22 protein-coding genes and 1 pseudogene are annotated in these 18,645 nt (G+C 37.7%); 11 read left to right on the top strand and 12 right to left on the bottom strand.

Annotated features, from left to right (window positions below; genetic code table 11):
• Nucleotides 1-1,168 precede the first annotated feature (1,168 nt).
• Entirely contained in the window at nucleotides 1,169-2,593 is a 1,425-nt protein-coding gene (locus JFU56_RS13030) for a hypothetical protein (protein ID WP_198437733.1), read from the top strand.
• Nucleotides 2,590-3,351, top strand: a complete 762-nt coding sequence (locus tag JFU56_RS13025; RefSeq protein WP_198437732.1) for a hypothetical protein — start codon at nucleotides 2,590-2,592, stop codon at nucleotides 3,349-3,351. Before JFU56_RS13030 ends, JFU56_RS13025 begins: the two co-directional genes overlap by 4 nt.
• A 318-nt stretch (nucleotides 3,352-3,669) precedes the next feature.
• On the opposite strand, the gene JFU56_RS13020 is transcribed toward JFU56_RS13025, so the two are convergent.
• The 7 genes from JFU56_RS13020 to JFU56_RS12990 form a co-directional block, all read right to left on the bottom strand.
• Nucleotides 3,670-3,996 carry a hypothetical protein gene (locus tag JFU56_RS13020; RefSeq protein ID WP_198437731.1) on the bottom strand — a complete coding sequence of 109 codons (327 nt, stop codon included), beginning with the start codon at nucleotides 3,994-3,996 and terminating at the stop codon, nucleotides 3,670-3,672.
• Nucleotides 3,997-4,064: 68 nt separating this feature from the next.
• The gene (locus JFU56_RS13015) at nucleotides 4,065-4,256 is read right to left on the bottom strand and encodes a hypothetical protein (protein WP_198437730.1); all 192 of its coding nucleotides are present in this window, start codon (nucleotides 4,254-4,256) and stop codon (nucleotides 4,065-4,067) included.
• A 141-nt stretch (nucleotides 4,257-4,397) separates the two neighbouring features.
• Complete coding sequence (locus JFU56_RS13010; protein WP_242065955.1) at nucleotides 4,398-5,009, bottom strand: hypothetical protein; 612 nt, start codon at nucleotides 5,007-5,009, stop codon at nucleotides 4,398-4,400.
• A 172-nt stretch (nucleotides 5,010-5,181) separates the two neighbouring features.
• Nucleotides 5,182-6,009 (bottom strand): hypothetical protein, encoded by an 828-nt coding sequence (locus tag JFU56_RS13005; RefSeq protein ID WP_198437729.1) that lies wholly within the window; start codon nucleotides 6,007-6,009, stop codon nucleotides 5,182-5,184.
• Nucleotides 6,010-6,124: 115 nt separating this feature from the next.
• Nucleotides 6,125-6,646 carry a hypothetical protein gene (locus tag JFU56_RS13000; protein WP_198437728.1) on the bottom strand — a complete coding sequence of 174 codons (522 nt, stop codon included), beginning with the start codon at nucleotides 6,644-6,646 and terminating at the stop codon, nucleotides 6,125-6,127.
• Nucleotides 6,647-6,759: 113 nt separating this feature from the next.
• Entirely contained in the window at nucleotides 6,760-7,089 is a 330-nt protein-coding gene (locus JFU56_RS12995) for a hypothetical protein (protein WP_198437727.1), read from the bottom strand.
• A gap of 470 nt (nucleotides 7,090-7,559) precedes the next feature.
• Entirely contained in the window at nucleotides 7,560-7,979 is a 420-nt protein-coding gene (locus JFU56_RS12990; RefSeq protein WP_198437726.1) for a hypothetical protein, read from the bottom strand.
• Nucleotides 7,980-8,698: 719 nt separating this feature from the next.
• Here JFU56_RS12990 and JFU56_RS23085 point away from each other — a divergent pair.
• From JFU56_RS23085 to JFU56_RS12945, 9 genes and pseudogenes are all read left to right on the top strand, one after another.
• Nucleotides 8,699-9,343 (top strand): annotated as a pseudogene (locus JFU56_RS23085) (site-specific DNA-methyltransferase); the annotation flags it as partial.
• An 811-nt stretch (nucleotides 9,344-10,154) separates the two neighbouring features.
• A complete protein-coding gene (locus JFU56_RS12980) occupies nucleotides 10,155-10,649 on the top strand; it encodes a hypothetical protein (RefSeq protein ID WP_198437724.1) in 495 nt (164 codons plus the stop codon).
• Nucleotides 10,650-10,925: 276 nt separating this feature from the next.
• A complete protein-coding gene (locus JFU56_RS12975; RefSeq protein ID WP_198437723.1) occupies nucleotides 10,926-11,456 on the top strand; it encodes a hypothetical protein in 531 nt (176 codons plus the stop codon).
• Nucleotides 11,457-11,510: 54 nt separating this feature from the next.
• Complete coding sequence (locus JFU56_RS12970; protein WP_198437722.1) at nucleotides 11,511-11,999, top strand: hypothetical protein; 489 nt, start codon at nucleotides 11,511-11,513, stop codon at nucleotides 11,997-11,999.
• Nucleotides 12,000-12,379: 380 nt separating this feature from the next.
• A complete protein-coding gene (locus JFU56_RS12965; protein WP_198437721.1) occupies nucleotides 12,380-12,793 on the top strand; it encodes a hypothetical protein in 414 nt (137 codons plus the stop codon).
• Nucleotides 12,794-12,867: 74 nt separating this feature from the next.
• The gene (locus tag JFU56_RS12960; protein WP_198437720.1) at nucleotides 12,868-13,068 is read left to right on the top strand and encodes a hypothetical protein; all 201 of its coding nucleotides are present in this window, start codon (nucleotides 12,868-12,870) and stop codon (nucleotides 13,066-13,068) included.
• Between the two features lie 465 nt (nucleotides 13,069-13,533).
• Nucleotides 13,534-13,851, top strand: a complete 318-nt coding sequence (locus JFU56_RS12955) for a hypothetical protein (protein ID WP_198437719.1) — start codon at nucleotides 13,534-13,536, stop codon at nucleotides 13,849-13,851.
• Between the two features lie 92 nt (nucleotides 13,852-13,943).
• The gene (locus JFU56_RS12950; protein ID WP_198437718.1) at nucleotides 13,944-14,792 is read left to right on the top strand and encodes a hypothetical protein; all 849 of its coding nucleotides are present in this window, start codon (nucleotides 13,944-13,946) and stop codon (nucleotides 14,790-14,792) included.
• A gap of 38 nt (nucleotides 14,793-14,830) precedes the next feature.
• A complete protein-coding gene (locus JFU56_RS12945; RefSeq protein ID WP_198437717.1) occupies nucleotides 14,831-15,085 on the top strand; it encodes a hypothetical protein in 255 nt (84 codons plus the stop codon).
• A gap of 172 nt (nucleotides 15,086-15,257) precedes the next feature.
• On the opposite strand, the gene JFU56_RS12940 is transcribed toward JFU56_RS12945, so the two are convergent.
• From JFU56_RS12940 to JFU56_RS12920, 5 genes are all read right to left on the bottom strand, one after another.
• The gene (locus tag JFU56_RS12940) at nucleotides 15,258-15,758 is read right to left on the bottom strand and encodes a hypothetical protein (protein WP_198437716.1); all 501 of its coding nucleotides are present in this window, start codon (nucleotides 15,756-15,758) and stop codon (nucleotides 15,258-15,260) included.
• On the bottom strand, nucleotides 15,751-15,960 hold the full coding sequence (locus JFU56_RS12935; RefSeq protein ID WP_198437715.1) for a hypothetical protein: 210 nt from the start codon (nucleotides 15,958-15,960) through the stop codon (nucleotides 15,751-15,753). The genes JFU56_RS12940 and JFU56_RS12935 overlap by 8 nt, the downstream gene beginning before the upstream one ends.
• A gap of 130 nt (nucleotides 15,961-16,090) precedes the next feature.
• The gene (locus JFU56_RS12930) at nucleotides 16,091-16,834 is read right to left on the bottom strand and encodes a hypothetical protein (protein WP_198437714.1); all 744 of its coding nucleotides are present in this window, start codon (nucleotides 16,832-16,834) and stop codon (nucleotides 16,091-16,093) included.
• Nucleotides 16,835-17,325: 491 nt separating this feature from the next.
• Nucleotides 17,326-17,748 (bottom strand): hypothetical protein, encoded by a 423-nt coding sequence (locus tag JFU56_RS12925; RefSeq protein ID WP_198437713.1) that lies wholly within the window; start codon nucleotides 17,746-17,748, stop codon nucleotides 17,326-17,328.
• A gap of 392 nt (nucleotides 17,749-18,140) precedes the next feature.
• Nucleotides 18,141-18,398 (bottom strand): hypothetical protein, encoded by a 258-nt coding sequence (locus JFU56_RS12920; protein WP_198437712.1) that lies wholly within the window; start codon nucleotides 18,396-18,398, stop codon nucleotides 18,141-18,143.
• Between the last annotated feature and the right edge of the window lie 247 nt (nucleotides 18,399-18,645).

Here is an 18,645-nt window from a genome sequence, read left to right as displayed (position 1 = left end):
ACAGCTGAGTTTCGTTGCTGTTAATGTGCTAATAAGCGCAGATCATAACCGGCATAAGCGCAGATCACTAGAGGGTATTGCGCAGGTCATAAGGCCGGTAAGCGTAGATCATTATTAGTAAAAGATTAGATCACTATAGTTAAGCGCAGATCACTATAGCAAAACGCAGATCACTATAGCAAAGCGCAGGTCATAACTGACAGGCGCAGGTCATAACTGACAAGCGCAGGTCATAACTGATAAGCGCAGGTCATAACTGACAAGCGCAGGTCATAACTAACAAGCGCAGGTCATAACTGACAAGCGCAGGTCATAACTGAAAAGCGCAGGTCATAACTGAAAAGCGCAGGTCATAACTGAAAAGCGCAGGTCATAACTGAAAAGCGCAGGTTATAACTAATAAGCGCAGGTCATAACTGAAAAGCGCAGGTCATAACTGAAAAGCGCAGGTCATAACTGAAAAGCGCAGGTCATAACTGAATAAGCGCAGGTCATAACTGAAAAGCGCAGGTCATAACTGAAAAGCGCAGGTCATAACTGAAAAGCGCAGGTCATAACTGAGAAGTGTAAGTTTTAAGTGATGTATAGCCTGATTTTTGTGAAGAGTACTGTATACATTACTGGTAACGGATAGTTAAATGCCAATAAAGTGTTAGTTTTGACTTTGGAATTTGAGGAGATAATTGCAAAAGCGCAGGTCATAACTGCAAAAGCGCAGGTCATAACTGCAAAAGCGCAGATCATAACTGCAAAAGTGTAGATCAAAGTTTTAAATGAACTGAACTCGATTAAACTCGACTGAATTTAATTAACCTTGCGTGACAAATGAACACATTTACCTATATACGTATGAATATCAACCTTATAATCTCATAATTCAGCCGATCCACATTTTAGAAGTCTATTACTGTAGCGTTAATAACTTTTTACCAAGGCAAAAGCACAGGTTGGTACCACACATTATGAAATAAAAGCGTATGTAGGTCGCGCATTATTGCGATAATTATAAAATTAAGTTAAATTACAATGCGTACATGGTTCACGCACAAAGAACTAATGCACAGGTTGTTCGCGCATAAGCAACAATATTCTTGTGGATATTGATGAGTAATATATTTATCCAAACAATGACAACAGGCAAATTACTATGGAACTGAGTGGAAGGGAAATGGATCAAATTGAAATAATACCATCTGATAGAGTCATTTCAACGGGGCTTACTCCCGTACCAACTTTATCAATGAAAGCTATGTTCGCCCCATTCGCTTCCAGCTATAAACATGACAAATTGATAAAGTATAAGCATAAGATGAAATCAGGTGTTTCTGTTGAAATCCAATCTTGTGGGCTTAACGTTCAAACAGATTTTGGTATTTTTTCGAAAGTCATGCAGTGTATTGCAGATAATAAGTTATACATTGGTGAAATTGTGTCTATCCCCTTTTCGGAGTTTAAGGACAAATCGATAAATGTTGATCTGAATGGAGGCGCATCATCTCGCGTTAGATTATCAAACTCATTAAAGAGATTACAAACTATCTCTGTTTCTTACAGTGATGGTGACGTCTCTGAAGGTTCTGCAGATAAATGGATCTCTCATAATGCTTTTAACTCAATTGGATTCGATTTCTCAAATAATACGATAATCATTCAGTGTAATGAACATTTAGCTGAATGGTACAGTGATTCATTTAGACAAATTCTTGTCGGACAATTTAATCAAATAGATAAATTTTACGCACGCTCTGTTTATTTATATCTAGAAAGCATAAATGGGTCCGATGAACATGGAAGGGCCAAGTCTTTAAATGTAAGAGCTTCAACTCTACGCGATTTATGGTTTTTACAGGAATTAGACGGGATAAAAAACCCCCGTTCAAGACAGCAGCGTACTCGTAATATTCATAAACATATTATCGAGGCCTTTGACGATTTAAGGCATCTGCAATACTTTGAAACATTTGAAGCAATAAAGATTAAAGATAAAAACGGACATAATGATATGTCCTTTACTTTTTGCAAAGCTAAGCGTAAAAAACGTGAACGCTTGTTACTTTTGGATAATCCAGACATCGAAACCGAATCTCTTATTGACAGTGGTATGGTTATTAAACCAGTAAGGGCTAGGTTACCTAAACGACCATATAAACTGGATGATAGTGAGCATGTAGAAGAGTCGATTGATTGGGCGCTGGACTGCTATCTGATTCTGACTAAGTACGAAAAAGATTTGTTGGATTATAACTCAAAGGGTCTTTTGCATAGAGATAGAAGTTCATTAGCTACCGTTACTACATTTTTAAGAAGTAACGGTGTTCCTCTGAAAACACCTAATAAACCGACTGCAATGTTATCTAGTAAAGTGAAAAGATTACTTGCTAAAAAAGAAAATATAATGGAAGTTATTGCTGATTTAGAACATATGATTATTATGAAGACAAAAATGGTTTTCGACCTAGATGCTTCTGCCATTGTAACCAATGAGACCAAGGAGTTTAATGAATTTCTAGGGATGAGTAAAGCTACAAGAGAAAAGTGGAACAGTGCGCAAAAAGATCTTAAATCTGTTAATCTAGAAATTAACGAATCATGAGTTCTTCATTATCATTACTGGAATATTATGGCTTATTTATCCGCGTTACAAGAGAACGCTATAAGCCTACATGCCGAAGTTGGTTTGACATTCGAGAAGCAACACTGGTTGATAATATAAAAATATTGCACGCACAATCCATCTCTATTGAGGATATTACAAGATATTATGATGAGTACGGTCTGACTAATGTTAATAGGATTGACCATGACAAGACTTTTGAGCATTTCAAAAAACTCTTTACCATTCCGAATCATGCTAAAGAAATTGAATCTTCACCTGGTCACCAAATCCCAGTAATGGTTGATAAGTCACGCACGTCCATTGACCAGAAAGGCGTGCCCGTTCACCTGAAATCAGCGGTCGAAGTATTTGGCTATTATGCAAGTGTTGTAGATTGCAAGCATTCATCAATGGTCCCTAATAAGTCTCAGTTAAGGCTAATTTCTGAAAGATTAAAGACTAACTCCATTGAGAGGTTAAAATCTGCCGTTGATGGAGCTTATGCAAGTGATTATTACAGAAGTAAAGGTATGCCATTCAACCTTCTTTTTAATAGTTGTGCGCGTATAAACGAACTCAATATGGCAACCCAACATGTAAGTCCTAAAAATTTAACATCTGCAGATAGGAGAACTGCGAATATAGATGCAGCCTTAAGAGACATTAAAGGGTTTTCAAGCCAGCCAGAACAACATTCTAGTGGTAATGGTGTTATTTATGACCACCAGCCTAGTGGTTACCTAGAAGACAGGTAAATTAAGATAGTGAGCGTGACTACATCACGCTCACTATCTTATTTTTAGGATCCTACATACACATCTAACGTATTTTTAATTTTACTGGAATCTTCTCGTTTATGGCCAGTTGTTGAGTACTTCTAAACCTTTTTTTTATGCCAATTCCACGTTCAGGATTTACAACGAAGAATACCGGCTAATTAGCCGGTATTCTTCGTGTTATTCATTGAATTTATTTTTAATCGTGTGCCAAGGATTAGGCATTTAGTTTGAGATACTTGCTAGCAGTGTGACGTCGTCACGCGTCACTGGTTTCAAACGGATGCACGATCATCATTACTGATATGTGACTCCTATAAAACCAACACTCCCATTAGGACCGGTCGCATAAATAGACCAAGCACCCTCGCAAGCATCAAAGATACGATCAGTACTCACCTCATAATTATGTGGTTCCAATATAGTTTTCACTTTGGCAATAACGATATTATCTACGATTGATAAGTCATTGCTTTTAAGTTCACATTCAGATTGCCGATCAAGTAGTTCTTTCTGATCTTCATCTACATTCATCTTAGTGCCAATCAACTTTTCAATTTCGTCATCACCATTTGAAAAGGATAGCGAATTAATTTCTAATGTTGTTGATGTTATGTTGTTCATGGATGGTCCTCTTGGATAATTGGAAGGAGCATCCACCAGCATTAAAGCTGATGGATACTGAGTTTAATTTAGTGCACTTTAATGCACTCATTGTTACCTATTCGGCCAGTACCCCGCGCCCATTTATTCAGCATGGTTTCTGCGTGGGTGCCGCTTGCTGCTGATAGCTCGGCGTTGCGAAACGTTTTTTCTTCACCGCTAATCATTTTGACTGTATTCGTTAAACGGTTAAAGGTACCGCGTATTGTTGGATTTATCATTGAATGATCCTTGCCCTATGGGCTAGTTGGTTGTTTCCCAGTGAAAACTAGGAAGGTTGATACTGCTTACACAATATAGGCAGCGCAATAATGCGCTTGTCGGTCTAAATGCCTGCTACCGACTGGTTTATTGAAATTACATTACTGGGCTTCGTCAAATGGGGAGTGGCTGCACTGAACCATGCGGTACGCTCCCTTTGTTTTTAACTCAACAACATGTTTAAAGTAACTCAATGCTTCGGACATGAGCTCATTTTTACAGTATCCTCGCTGAAAAGTTGAGATCGATGTTCTGACTCCGTCTTCATGAGGAATGCCTTTGATGCCGCGGTCAGTATTACTGCGTGCCGCGACGTAGCAAAAACCTTTTGTTGCGTTAGCCATTTGCTGCCAAACGTGTTCCCGTGCTCCGCCTGGTGGCAAAGTGTTAACTACGTACCCACAATAAATTGTATCGTACTCGGTACCAAGTAGCTCTGGAAATGGCGCGTAACAAAAGTCATAATCAATACATCGACCTGTTGCGTCAATGATTGCCTCTGAGTCTTTATTAGCCCTTCCCTTGCCATAATTGAGGACGCTGCCAGTAATCAACCCATCTGCAAGTAACTGCTTTAATGGAGCTGATGGTTTGCTACGTGCAATCGATGTCTTTGCACTAATGTTGAACTCTTTAATTAATTCGGGTGTAGGTACTATCGGTTCGTTTAATAGCTTTGACTGATGTACTAACGGTTTTAGTAGAGCGTTCATGATTGAATTTCCTTCTAGGGTCCTAATGGACATATTGAGTTAATGTTCGTCATAGGTAATGACAGGTTGGTAAATTAAAACAACCAAAGCGTAATGCCTTGGTTGAATTGACGGTGACCTCATTAAGAGGTGCGTTGTTTATACTTGAATCGCCATCAATTGATTTTGATTACTAAATTACAGTGGTGGGTTCGGTTATCTCTTTACAAGATGTAATATGTGTACCATCTTTGTTAAAAATGACTTCGACCGTTGTTTCTATACCGTTGAATAATTCAATGTCTTTTTTCCAAACTGGTGAGTCGAGGCCTGCTGCCCCCCCTATTTCCCAACTTTGAGTCGTGTCTTCAACAATTCTATCGCCGAAGTCAAATCCATCTAATGCCTCATGAGCAAGCGTAGTGCGAGTTTCCATGAACCACTCCGAATCATTCGACTCAAAAACGTAACCAGGGAAGTTGCGGTCGACAAAATCAACCGGTCCCCACTTACCGTGATCATTACTGTTCTCTGGTACGACAGCCAGGCTGTTCGAAGTATTTGATGTAATATGGATAACGTTTTCATCAGGATGTACTCCTAGTGAGATCGTTGGTAATCCAGCTCTGATTTCTAGGATCCCATTTAATCCTGTAGTGGATAGATCATGTCTATCAAAGCTTGCGTTATAAACAGCAAAATATAACTGTCCACTTTCTGGTGCGTAAGATACATCAAGTGTATATTTTCCCTGTTGGTCGATTGGTAGATCATGCAATTCATAACCTTGACCAAGACGCCAGTCTTGAATTGATGTTTTAAGTAGAGATTGAATTGGTTTGTCTTCATTTAAACGTTCAACCTTTGCTTCGAGTTGCTGCAGAGAAAAGTCATTAGCTAAAATGTCGTGTCCTTCTTCTGCAAATTTAGCGATAAGATCTTGGTCAAGGTTAGCTTGCAAGAACTGAAGTGCTTTAGTTATTGTCGTGATTTCTATTGAGTTGAAGTTTGAAATATTCATAGTTTTACCTATTGATTGTAAGAAGGCATTGATGATGCCTTGTAGATATGTCCTAGTGGACGGTTTGGTTTGCACAAAAAGCAATGCGAGAATGCATTGCCATAATTGTTCAGCGTTATACGGTTAACTCAAAGTCAAAGGTGTTCACCTTCACACCATTACAACTTCGATTTTTTCGTTCACTTTGATTGTAATTGGTATAGGTTTTTGTCTTTTTATGTACGCCACCTATATGAATCCGATTACCATCTTCCAAATTTGCATATACTTGCCATTTAAAAGAGATATTGGATTCGATTTCATCGATTTCGTGTTGTGGCACCGAAATTTCACCATCAAACACCATCAAGCACATCTTAAATACATTGTCATGACTATGCTTAAGACCTGCCGCGAAATGAGCGAGTTCATGTCGGATAGTTTTCTTCAGTTGATTGTAAGACTTTGTGCCTATAAATGCCTTGTTAATCAATACATCAGCATTTGTCATTGCCCGTCCGTATTTAGTTTTATGATTAGTTAAACCAACTTTTTGTGGTTTGGTATTCCAAGAATCGATATGGTAGGCACGCATACAGTGCGCCAGTTCTTGTTCATATTGCGATTGGATGATTTCAAACGTAATTGGAGTATTCATTGTGAGTACCTAATTGTATAGTCGGTCTTAATGAGAGACCTAATTGAATGACCCTAATGGGTGGTTGTTAAAGGATGCCGGCATTTCGATGTACCGGTCTATCCCGTTTTCTTTTAATTATCAGTGGCCATCAAAACTTCCATACTAAATGGAAAGTCAATTAGGTTCCCTTCGCGATCTTTTGCGGTGAGCACCCATACCTTATGTCCTGAGTAAAAGAAAAATGATGGTTCAATTTCGTTTGCTCTTAGTATTGGACCAACTAATCGCATGAGTGTTGAATCAGTATGACCATTAAACGGTTCGTTATCCGTTATTTGCTTCTTCATCAATGCAATACATGCATCATCTAGTTGGATAAGACTTAGCTGTGAATACAAAGCTACGTAATTAACCTTGGACAGTTTTGAAACTGGCGTAGGCTTGAGTGTTAGTGCTGTCATGGTTTTTTCCATACATTGAAGGTTGCCAAAAGGCGATTTGAAAGGGGGCAATGCTAAGAGCATTTGTCGGTATTATTAGCCTGAATCCGACAGTTTTAGTGAACGAAGTCACTTGAAACAGTTATGCTTTCTCGCATTAAGAGCGCTGAGTAAAAAGGCATAGCTGTATCTAGTAACATCGACTAGTGTCTGGTTGAGTTAATGTTTAATGGGATTAGTGTCTAATTGAATTGCGGCTAAATGGGATCGATGTTCTGAACTTAAGGTGTAGTGGCCACTTAAGTTGATTTAAACAGGTCTATCAATGAGGTTTATTTAGTTGTGCATTGGAAGTGAGCCGGTATTTTTCGTCATCAGGTCGGCTTAGACGTTGCTTAGTGAGTAAACTTTATATTAGTTGCTCCACCAATGTCAATGAAGATGGATGAATTGGTAGAGCGCCCTCCCCCTTTAGGAGCACTTAAACATGGTTACTTCTTGCTTCGATAATCAAATTGACTCATAACGCCACCAGCAGCCAAGTTCCAGTATTCCTCGAATGCTGCTATTACAGCCTCGAAGCCATAACAAAATACTACGCAATACCCTTGAGCACGTAATTTATCTGCGTACTCTATCTGGTTTTCAGTCCTTGTCCGGACATTTGTTTTAATTTCACACCGGAAGCCATGATAAATTCCACGAGCTGCATCTAGCGCGGTATCTGGATAACCTTTCTTTAGGCCTTCGGCTAGTATATCACCTGCCGTTTTATTCGAACGAAGACCACCATTTGGGATTGCGTAAGTTAGGTCATAGATTTCTGGCATCTCAAATTCTAAATGCTCAAACACGCGCACTTGCAAGAAGTGCTCTTGATTTCGTTTAAGTAAACTTGGGTTTTTGTGCAATGCCGTCAGTGCCCGTGTATGCGGTGAAGCTAATAAACTTGTGACCCGAGTCTTTTTCTGAAGTTTTATGGTTTTTGGTTTTTTAGTTACTGATGCAACACTGGTACCTTTGTTCTGATTTTTTGAAGCAGCTGAAGTAGCCTATTTCATCTTGTTTTGAATAAACTCAAAATGAGCCTCAGACATTCTAGTCATAACAACATTCCTATACTTTTCTTGCCGGTACCACTTACTGACGTGGTTAAATTACTGGGGTAATCCTTGTTATCTAGCGGTGTAACATTTTCGCAGATGCAAGCTGGATTACATTGTAATCAATTTAACTTGTGATTACATCGTAATCAAGTATTATTAATTAAAGCTTAATAAACAACCTTGTCCCGTGATGGTTCATCTCATATACGCGGGACCAAAATCGATTTATTGGATGTGATTGTAATGAGTGAGATAAGAGATAATTTGGCCGATCTGTTAAGTCTAAGGGCTGTGCTTAACGAAGCGATTAAATCGCAAAGGCGATCTGACAAGTGCCATGATAATTTCATTAAAAGAACAAACACCGTTGGATTCAGCCGCGCTAGTACCACAACATATACAGCAATGCAGCCTGGAATGCAGAAGCACTAAAATCGGACATGAAGCAGCTAAAGGAACAAGCCAAAGACGTTCTTAATATTGATTAAGAAATTGGTATTTATACACGCAGATAAGGGCAATAGATGAAGTTATCACAACAAGATGCAGTGGAGTGGCTTAAGTCACTAGCTGATAGCAGTGTTGACCTGCTAATAACGGACCTTCCGTATGAATCACTAGAAAAACATCGCAAAATTGGCTCTACAACGAGACTCAAGCAAAGCAAAGGTTCCAGTAATAACTGGTTTAGCATCTTTCCTAACGAGCGTTTTGTTGAGTTGTTCGCTGAAGTCTATCGCGTGTTAAAGCCTAATTCACATTTCTATTTTATGTGCGATCAAGAAACTATGTTTCATGCCAAACCTGTTGGCGAGGATGCGGGGTTCAAATTTTGGAAACCGTTAGTTTGGAACAAGGAAGTATTAGGTATGGGTTATCATTTCCGAGCGCAATATGAATTCGTTCTGTTCTTCGAAAAAGGTAAGCGCAAATTGAATAACTTGGGTATCCCTGATGTACTCAGTTTCAAGCGTGTTCATCGCGGCTACCCAACTGAGAAGCCGGTTGGACTATTCGAGACATTGATTGAGCAAAGTTCAGCTGAAGGCGATATTGTTGCTGACCCTTTCTTTGGTTCTGGTGCATCATTAGTTGCCGCTAAGCGATTGAACCGTCAAGCGTGGGGTAACGACCTATCCACTGACGCCCACGACCACTTAAGTACACGTAATGAAGAGTGGCAATCAGTTCAAGTATTGCAGCCGGACGGTAAGGAGGATGACGTGATTTTGCCTCCTACTGCACTCGATACATACAGTACCAGCAAATTTGTAGATCCTGCTCTTGTACGCCTCCTTAAATTTGATTGCGTAGTAAGTAGTGACGGTAAATCAATTTGTACAATTGAACGAAAGATTACTTATAAATTAAAAGTTGAATTAAAGGCTGGTACAGAACTGGTGGCAACAAATACTGATTCAGGAATATGTTTTTATCTTAAAAGTGATTACGTTGAATATGAAGCTGCACAGATTAAAACAGTTAATGATCGTAACGCCACCAAAGAACAGGACGATAAGCAGCAAACGATGAAGCTTGAAGCTGAGGCTAGAACGTTTAATGACTTACTGAACATCCCTGTAGAATGGTCTACAGCTTCGAAGATAGTGCTTTCAGGTTTGTCTTCAAATGGAAATGGCGATGGCGTAAATAAAAGGTCGGTTAATCACATACATTTGCACGAAAAATTGATTAAGGGACGACTAAAAAGAGAAGGTGGTGATTTGCTGTGTACCCCTAATCGCGGCTCCTTTGACCTTACAGTTTCAAATGGTTCGAGCAAAGTGACTTGCAGTAAGTGCCTTGAACTAGCAAAGCGTTGGGGGTGAATAAGTGGCTGTAGCTTCAAGGTTGAAATAACCAATAGCTAGTAGGCCTCGTAATCGAACTCTATTAAGATACTTAACCATTTATTGTAGTAATGTATGATTAAATTATGCATGGCAATCATGGTGTAATTCAAAATCTGAAGGTAGTAAAATGATATACAATCATGAAGTGTTCTCTGAAAGTACACGACTTGTAATTAGTGGAGAGGCTGCATTGGATCGACTTAATTGCCTCTGTTATGGTCGGTACATACTTATTATAACTGGATTATTTGGTTTCATTACTCCAGGCGTTATATTTTTTGTTTCGTTTTTTTTAGGGATACTGTTTCACGTCACAGTCCACCCATATTGTGGTTTCTTTTCAGGACTTAGGTTAATTCAGAGTGAGCGAAAGTTCATACCACTACGTAAATGGATGGTTAATCAGAGTGATAAGGAACTTTCTGGTTCTGAGTATAAAGAAGTGATGAATAGATTTTCTCTGCCAACTCAAATGAAGATGAAAGAAATAATTAAAACTCAAAATTGCCTTTATGTATATGACGCGGTCAACCTTTTAATATTTGATATGCAATACGGTGCTCAAGCTGAACTGCAGTCTAAGGATGATGAATTAAAGAGTAATTTAAAAGGTAAATTCTAGTGAAACCAAAAATATTAACTAAACATTTCATACAGTATTTAATTTATAGCTTGATAGCCTCGTTAATGTTTGTCTTATCACTTTATATTAAATTACTAGGTCATGGTATAGGTTGGTTTGCATCCCCCACCCTTGGCGTTGACGGTTTGGTTTTGTGGCTGTGCTTGATGATGTCACTATCTAAAGTAGTAAAGAGAACGTTTAGAAGAAAATTTGGTAAAAACTCAATTTTCACATCAAAAAAAAAGTCTTAATTAACACGGAGCGAACCACAACATGAATGAAAAACTATCAGAAAAATTTGATTATCTAGCAAGTGCTTTAACCTTTTTAGGACTGTTGTTCTGTGTTCTATATTGGTTTAGTGCTATTAGTTTCTCACCTTTTTCTTTTGTCAATGATCTAACTGGACTCAACATACTTGCTTTTCTGCCTGAGACGCAGGCGTTATCATCATTTTTACATGCCTTACTTTCAGGGGGCAGCTACGCGCTATTAATTAAGCCGTTTGCGTATCTATGCGCAAGATTTTCTCAGCGCTATATGTTCAATAGCTGGGTAGAGCTATTCCGTTATGAGAATGAAGAATACATGAAAACCATTAAGGACTGCGGAGAAGTAATTGATGTGGAGGTGCAACTTGGCCGTTTTTTATCCAATGACCAAATAACATTAAAAACAACAGAAGCTATATATAATTGTTATGGCAGTGTCACTGAAATTAAGAAAGGTTCAAAAGTACAGCGTCAGTTCAATAACATAATTGTCATTGATGATACACAAGAAAAACATCTAAGGCTTGTTTAGTCTTTCATTCAATCTATCACAAAGTGATCACTGCAATACCACTAAGGAAGTTATATGTTCGAAAACGTGTTAAGTAGTTTAGGACTGGAAACTAGCTATAATATTGGCCTAGTAATATCCGTCACCATTGTGTTGTTTTTATTTTTAAACTTCTTTGCAGGCTTCTATCTGATTTATGGAAGTAAATCGAAATTGCACAATCTAGTTGCATCGTATTTCTCACAGGGATATCGATTGATCATACCCACGGTCGTATTGTTAGTTATCAGCACGGCGTTTGTCTTTGAATCACCAGCATATAAAGTCCACATATTCAAAGGTCGTGAAGCTATTTTTGAAATATCTAGAAATATTGAGATAGTTGGAAGCGCAGAATTTAGTCACTGTAATTTATATACTTCTCAGTCGAACTGCGAAAGTTTACAAAAATACGCATTAATTCTCGAAGCTAGGTCGCTACTTACAATCACTGAAAAAATGACATTTAGTGATCTAATTGATGCCAATATGCTTTTAAATAAACAGATTTTACACGGGGCTTAAGTTCTGTCTAATGGTCCAGACTTTACTTATTTGTGGTACCACATTTCAACGTTCGTAGGAGTAATGCTTAGATGATTAACAATCCAGTTCAGACAGGTGTTTTATTTATAGCACTTACATTATTGACCGTGAGTTTAAAACTCTCACTTGATGGTCCGAAATTTGAGAGTTTATAAATTGGGTTTCTTCTAGTAGGCCTATTTTTGTTTGGGTGCGAAGTACTTTATTCATATTTTAAAAAAAAATATTCAGACAAGAAAGCATCTAAGTCTATTGACTAATTTATGAAGACAAATCCTAAAATTGATGTAAGTATATTCTTGCAGCAAATCTCTTTTTAAGAATTAGTGGAAATGATCCATGATGAACAAGGATAAGTTATGCACGAAAATATAACATTAAATGAATTGCTAGAATTAAGCGAAAAGGATCGTTGGTATTCGCTTGCGATCAACCCACTAACTATCTTTGTAGTAGCGTTTGCAATTGGCTCTTATGAAATGAACACTATTGTGGGGTTATCATTAGGCTTGATCGTTTTGGGCTTCACAGTTTTTGTCCATTACTTACTAAATTGGGAATTCTTTGGGAGCAACTGGAAAGTAATGTTCCGTTGTGAGGTTTCCGGAAAGCAATATGTTGTCTTGAAAGACGGGGCGAGACGGTTGAGAGTATTAATTCTACTCTCTGATACAGGAGGCGTCAGAGATATTAAAAGTGGCGCCATTAGTTATGATGAAACATATACATCTTGGTTAAATCATTCTCCTGCACATGTTCAATTAAATCCATAATTAAACAATTAATAGCGTAGATAGTTATTTTGAACGAAAATATTAATCAGGCCCCCTCTTAGGGAATTAATTTCATGAAAAATAGCAAGAATCTGAAAGCCTTTGTTTTACCAACAGCGAGTCGTTGGTGTGAGTTTGGCTCAATTACATCTGTAATCTTACTGACCGCAGCTCTAGCGAACACGCCTTTATCCGATTACATTTGGGCTCCTATGCTAATATCTGTAATGCTGGTTACAGCTGTTTTTTCTTTCCTGCTCGAAAAGAGTATCTAAGAGTAAAAATAGCTCGTACTGAGTATATTGGTGATTACAAAGAGTACCTTTCAGTGTTTGATAGAGCTAACCTGTTAGAATATTTAGTTGATGTACGTGTTGACCAAAGCACCAAGATATTTATTAAACGTCATCTAGAATCTTCTGGAACTTAACGTTAACGGAAATAAATGCAATGCAAAGGACTTTTTATGAAAAAGCCTTACAGTGAAAAGTTATATGACTGTGACCTTTACTTCAAAAATGCAGTGTGGATTATGTATTTAGCCTTGTCATATATGGGCTATAGCAAATGGCTAATCGTGCCCATTATTGATGAATTAATTGTTTTTACGTTTAATATTAGTACTTACATAAACTGGTGGGTCACATTCGTGTTCTCAGTGGGAGTGTTGTGGGTTATTAGTTCATTGTTAGTAGACTCTCTGGTTAAAAGGCACACTAGAAAAGGTTTGAAATTGTAATATGAGTAAAATTAGTGAAGTAATTATTCTGAACAAAGTAAATAAGATTGCTAATAAAATAGGTTCAATGCTCGATTTTACCGTTGAACAGCATATACGCGTAGCAATGGTTGTTTTCTGTTTTATAGCTATAGCCAATCTTGTATTATTCGCTGTTACGGGTGTGATGATTTCAGGTGTAAAGTTCTTTGTCGCGGGGGTTAGTACTTTGATGTTAGTATATTCGTCCTGCTTTTTCGCTATATTTATCTCTGTCTCAATTGAAAATAGAATGAAAAATAGTATCAAATTAGTTCCCAAATCGGATGTTAAACAATAACACCATTTATCACGGGGTTTTGACAACATGGACGTGATTCTTGTGACGGAAAGAGCCATTACCACCCCATTGTAATAGTATAAAGGATGCTTATGAAAAGTATTAACGATAGTAAATCGGCAAATATGATGGTCAATCAAAAAATGAGTGATTTTCTTCGGTGTGATACTTTGGGGGCTAAATTAAATATGCTGGAAAATAATATAAATTGTATAGCTATACAGTCAATGAATGACTTTTTAGACCCACACGGTGATCCTGAATTATTTAGAAATGCAGCAGATTTAACATTTGCTCCTCGAGATGGAAATGCTTCTCACACAAATAATTTGTTTAAATCTGGTGGTGATGAAAATCACTCAATCATCTTAAGTCAATCTGGTACCGGTAAATCGCGTCTTTCTGAGATTGTAGCAATGAAGACCAGGGATAAAGGACATTTACTGGTTGATACCGAACTATACCGCCAAAGCAAAGGCCTGTTCGCTTTCGAGTATGAGTATGCTAGACGTGTCACAAAGGGCATTAAGGGGCGATTACCTCGTGGAATGCAAGGTAAAGCCGCAACGCTCATAATTGAAGGTCATCATGGTGAATTCAAGAAGCGTATAGCTAAACATGTGGTTATCACAAAAGATGGATTTACTTTCGATAGAGAGTTTATTAAAGATGCAGTTGAACAATTAGAAATGTCTTCAGGTATTAGATTGAATCAACCTCAATTATTAGAGTTACTGGAAGGGGGCGGTCTTTCTGAAGACCTATCTAAATTTGAATGGGTTGATACTCAAATACGAGAAAATCTAGCTGATGCTCTTTCAATGAAGTTAGTAAATAATACGTGGCCAACATTTGGTTTGCTCAGTGATGAAGAACGTGCTGGTTTTTACGAGGACTTAAACACTGCAGCAAGACTTTCTGGTTATTCTGTTATCCATTAACCTCTGAATAGATGAATACTTAATTGGAGTGAAATAAATTGGCTGCTAAAGCTGAAGATAAAGTGGAGCTGCGAAAAGCTCAATTGCGTAAAGCACAGAAAAATTTTAAATTAAATCAAAAAGTCGGTGGCCGAAAACCACAATCATTTTTGTTTAGCAAAGAAGATCATGACAATATGGTTTTCATAAAGAGCGAAGTTAAGGATGTGGGCAGCAAAGAAAAAGCGATTAGTTATGCTCTATCCGAAATGGCCAAGCAACTTCGGAGTAAGAAAGGACTTGATAAAGTCTAAATAGAAAATATCCTGTGAGTATGGTGGTAAATAAGCAATTGAGATATGGGTGCCGTTTGTGACCATATGTATGCATACAAAATGGCATTATGTCGAAATACACTGTTTTGAAGCTGTTCGTAATCATGTAGATTAGCAGGGGCGACTCAAATGCCGCCCTGCTTATTTAAAATTAATTAACGTTTATCTGGGGTAGTGTTTCCAGTCGACCAATAATCCCGTCTAACAAACCTTTCGGTAAATCATCGAAATTAAGACCTCTGTTATAACAATAGCCCATCTCATCGCGGTAAGATTTACTCCAATCGCGAAATCTTTTCTTGGCAACTGTGCACTGACTAACACGACCATTATTAATACAATCAATACCAGGGCTATTTAAGACCAATGCATTCACCCAACGCCCTTCAATGATAGCTGTTATCCACAGCGATTCATCGTGTGGCTCTATTATTTCCATCTGGTCTGATTGCTTCATTAATGGAAGTTCAACATTGTCGAGTGTTGTTGTCCGTGATATGCCATGTCTTTCGAGTAAGCTTTCAAGATTAACCCGAGCATGCTGCATGGCGCATAAAAAATCAGTATTACCTGCTTGTTTAGCAACTTGCTCCTCCTCTACCAGAACAGCCAGATATAGCTTTAAATCGCGTGTTAGATGCCTATTATCCATAGTAACCATCCAACTCTTCGACTTCAGTAAACTGACTTTCATTCACCCAGCCCATTGCGCCATCTGGATACTCGATCGCGAACCAATTTTTTGAACGAATAAAGGATTTAACGATGGCAATGCCGAATTGTGTTTTTATTGGTTTTCCGATCAAACGATGTACCTTGTGCTCAACTTTGTCTGTGGCCACTTCTTGTTGCATAAAATTCTCCAGTCCGCTTAATTGCGAGTTTTAATTGATGTTTTAATGCAGGTACTATCTATTTCCTGCAGTGATTAATGACGTTTAAAAAGCACCATAATCCCGTTTAAATTGGATTATGATGTCACTCTTATGCAGCAGCGCATTCGTTTAGAATGAACATTGTCTCACCAGTATCAGCTGATGATTCAATAGCAACGTAGTTAATGAATTTAAAAGGGTACTCAGTTAGGGTGCTAGCAACCTGTTCCTTACTGAGCATTTCACCATTAACTGTGGACTGGTTGTTTTTATCATCGATACAATGAATTAATTCATTAATCAATTTGCCCTGCGTTTCATTTAGTTCTTTCAAATGTGGTTCACTTGTTATGCAAACGTGTTCGATACTCCAAAGTTTACTAACGAGTGACATAGCTTTATTTAATAACAGTTTTTGTAACCGGTTATCAATCAATTCTTCGAATCTAACCACCAGATCTTCAAAGTAATTAGTTGTGAACAATACATTTTCGTAATCATTCACATCACCATATTCAGATCTGTTCTGATTGCTTATAGAAATGTAAAACCTTTTTTCTACAGCAATATCTCTGCAGTCCGGATCTTTGCTATGAGAACCGAATAAGAAACACTCGTGCTCACTCAGTTTAAATATAAAATATGGATGTGAGTCCTTACGAAAACTCAGATCTAGTAGTTGATTTAAAAATTTTATAGGTAGGTCATCAAGAGTGCCAGGATGCTCTTTTCTCCACTCACCAACGTTTTCAGGATGATTATCAGCATGGCTGTCATTCTCACCGTTAAGTATCAAATTGTACCGGTTGCTAGTTTTAATAAACATATTCAAAATGTTTCGATCAATATTCATGGGTAGTCCTCGACGATTTTGTATGAGCTCATTGAGCTTATTGTAAGTAGGTTACCAATCTATTTGGTATCGCGGCTTAAAACCTATTCCACTTGCTTTGATGTATATAACATCAATTACAGGTATGTGTAGTGCCACGGAAAATTTGACCGACACGAAAAAGCACAACACATAACTGTGGTTGATAAATATTTGAATTGGTTAATGCTGCTGGATAGCATTTGAGGAGTAAAATTGGAAGTGAGGGCAATATTTAATGTCAGCGAAAATCCCTTTGACGCTCAAACTATAGCGGCATCGAACTTAAAAGGCAATCGACACAATGTTAAACAAGCTTTAAAGAGGAGTTCTGGCACTTTATCAGAAGGTCTCAGAGCTAGTGTCACGGTTACACCTTCAAGGATAACCCCTTATCAGGCAGTCGGTAACGCGTCAAACTCTTATTGGCACTGCCTTGAGATACCGCGTTGATATCTAGTTATTTAACTAGATTAAATTCCGTATATGGCTTTAGGTATGTTTTTAAATAATGAATTAAACTCTTCTAATGTCTCATCCCAACTATTGTCATATTTATAATATGAATCAGCACCAATCGGATGCAAAAAAATCTCACCTTCTATAGACCACATACCGAACTCACGACAACTGGAAAATCGTCGCATTAATCGTGCGACAGTTTCCTTATCATGTAAACTTGATAAGTGAGTTCGATATCTTTTTAAGATTGGTAATGAACTAATTCGGCAAATCGAACTAACTTTATAAGAATCAAAGTTAAAATCTGCTATCTGATGCTTAGCTATGTAATCAAATAATGACTTTATTTGAAATTGGTCAATTACTGAAGCCGTGAGTTTATTTCCATCAATTCTTATCGCATTCAGCGTTATTGGTATTTCAATAAATTCCACAAATTTACCCATTCTTCTTTGCTGGCGCCATTAAACGACATGGTTCGCATTTTGTTTGAATGTCACCACCTCTACACACTCCTGCTACAAATGGGTTCCCGCAAAAACATTTTTTTATGTATTCACCAAATCCGACCTTCAGAGTGCCTGTTATATTATTCATTTTGTTCCCGTGTAATTGATTGCTTTGCTTATAACTATATTGCTTATACAGTCTCAAACTAACTATCTCATTGAAAATATAGCATTAATAATTCTTATTCAGGTTTCCTATTCTGACTTATATTTATTAGATGTACAAAGCGCATCGTTAGGCGAACACTCCCTTGTCTTAAGTGTCCCCCACAAATAAAAAAGAATAAGACCCACAAAAGTAGCAAGTAACAAATGTTTCATTCCAAGTTCCCCATTTTTAAAAGTCTATTTTTATTTGGATTTACATGGCCATAATGATATCTGGCACAAGTTGCAAGCAACAGTTGAACTAGAACAACTAAAATGAAAATGCCAATCGCATAATCAGCTGGTACTATCCCTGTTAATACCCATAGCGCTAATAACACTGAACCAATTAATACTGATAGTAGGTTAGCTTTCCAAAAAGATGTCCCCTTTGGCGTCCAATATAATTTTAAAATTCGATCTAACATTCAGTTTCCTAGCCCTGTAAATTCCCACCAGTGGCTGCATTGAAGAACCATAAAACAATTGAAACCAACCCTTCAGTGCCAATGGTGATATATAGAATTGCAGTAAGAAGAGCAGCAAATGCCAAACTTAAAGTCGACTCTTTTAGATATATCTTAAAGTTACTAATATTCATTGTTCAAGTTTCCATCATAATAGTTAGTGTTTTTTTAGGTCTATTGGTTGAAATGAGACAGTGCCAATATCGCA

Origin of the sequence: Moritella sp. F3 (genome assembly GCF_015082335.1) — a bacterium.
Taxonomy (GTDB): Bacteria; Pseudomonadota; Gammaproteobacteria; order Enterobacterales; family Moritellaceae; genus Moritella.
This window is presented reverse-complemented; position numbering and strand designations above follow the sequence as displayed.

Excerpts from the sequence above, each read along its gene's own strand:
- JFU56_RS13030 (WP_198437733.1), top strand. The coding sequence starts at position 1,169 with ATGGATCAAATTGAAATAATACCATCTGATAGAGTCATTTCAACGGGG.
- JFU56_RS13025 (WP_198437732.1), top strand. The coding sequence starts at position 2,590 with ATGAGTTCTTCATTATCATTACTGGAATATTATGGCTTATTTATCCGC.
- JFU56_RS13020 (WP_198437731.1), bottom strand. The coding sequence starts at position 3,996 with ATGAACAACATAACATCAACAACATTAGAAATTAATTCGCTATCCTTT.
- JFU56_RS13015 (WP_198437730.1), bottom strand. The coding sequence starts at position 4,256 with ATGATAAATCCAACAATACGCGGTACCTTTAACCGTTTAACGAATACA.
- JFU56_RS13010 (WP_242065955.1), bottom strand. The coding sequence starts at position 5,009 with ATGAACGCTCTACTAAAACCGTTAGTACATCAGTCAAAGCTATTAAAC.
- JFU56_RS13005 (WP_198437729.1), bottom strand. The coding sequence starts at position 6,009 with ATGAATATTTCAAACTTCAACTCAATAGAAATCACGACAATAACTAAA.
- JFU56_RS13000 (WP_198437728.1), bottom strand. The coding sequence starts at position 6,646 with ATGAATACTCCAATTACGTTTGAAATCATCCAATCGCAATATGAACAA.
- JFU56_RS12995 (WP_198437727.1), bottom strand. The coding sequence starts at position 7,089 with ATGACAGCACTAACACTCAAGCCTACGCCAGTTTCAAAACTGTCCAAG.
- JFU56_RS12980 (WP_198437724.1), top strand. The coding sequence starts at position 10,155 with ATGATATACAATCATGAAGTGTTCTCTGAAAGTACACGACTTGTAATT.
- JFU56_RS12975 (WP_198437723.1), top strand. The coding sequence starts at position 10,926 with ATGAATGAAAAACTATCAGAAAAATTTGATTATCTAGCAAGTGCTTTA.
- JFU56_RS12970 (WP_198437722.1), top strand. The coding sequence starts at position 11,511 with ATGTTCGAAAACGTGTTAAGTAGTTTAGGACTGGAAACTAGCTATAAT.
- JFU56_RS12965 (WP_198437721.1), top strand. The coding sequence starts at position 12,380 with ATGCACGAAAATATAACATTAAATGAATTGCTAGAATTAAGCGAAAAG.
- JFU56_RS12960 (WP_198437720.1), top strand. The coding sequence starts at position 12,868 with ATGAAAAATAGCAAGAATCTGAAAGCCTTTGTTTTACCAACAGCGAGT.
- JFU56_RS12955 (WP_198437719.1), top strand. The coding sequence starts at position 13,534 with ATGAGTAAAATTAGTGAAGTAATTATTCTGAACAAAGTAAATAAGATT.
- JFU56_RS12950 (WP_198437718.1), top strand. The coding sequence starts at position 13,944 with ATGAAAAGTATTAACGATAGTAAATCGGCAAATATGATGGTCAATCAA.
- JFU56_RS12940 (WP_198437716.1), bottom strand. The coding sequence starts at position 15,758 with ATGGATAATAGGCATCTAACACGCGATTTAAAGCTATATCTGGCTGTT.
- JFU56_RS12935 (WP_198437715.1), bottom strand. The coding sequence starts at position 15,960 with ATGCAACAAGAAGTGGCCACAGACAAAGTTGAGCACAAGGTACATCGT.
- JFU56_RS12930 (WP_198437714.1), bottom strand. The coding sequence starts at position 16,834 with ATGAATATTGATCGAAACATTTTGAATATGTTTATTAAAACTAGCAAC.
- JFU56_RS12920 (WP_198437712.1), bottom strand. The coding sequence starts at position 18,398 with ATGTTAGATCGAATTTTAAAATTATATTGGACGCCAAAGGGGACATCT.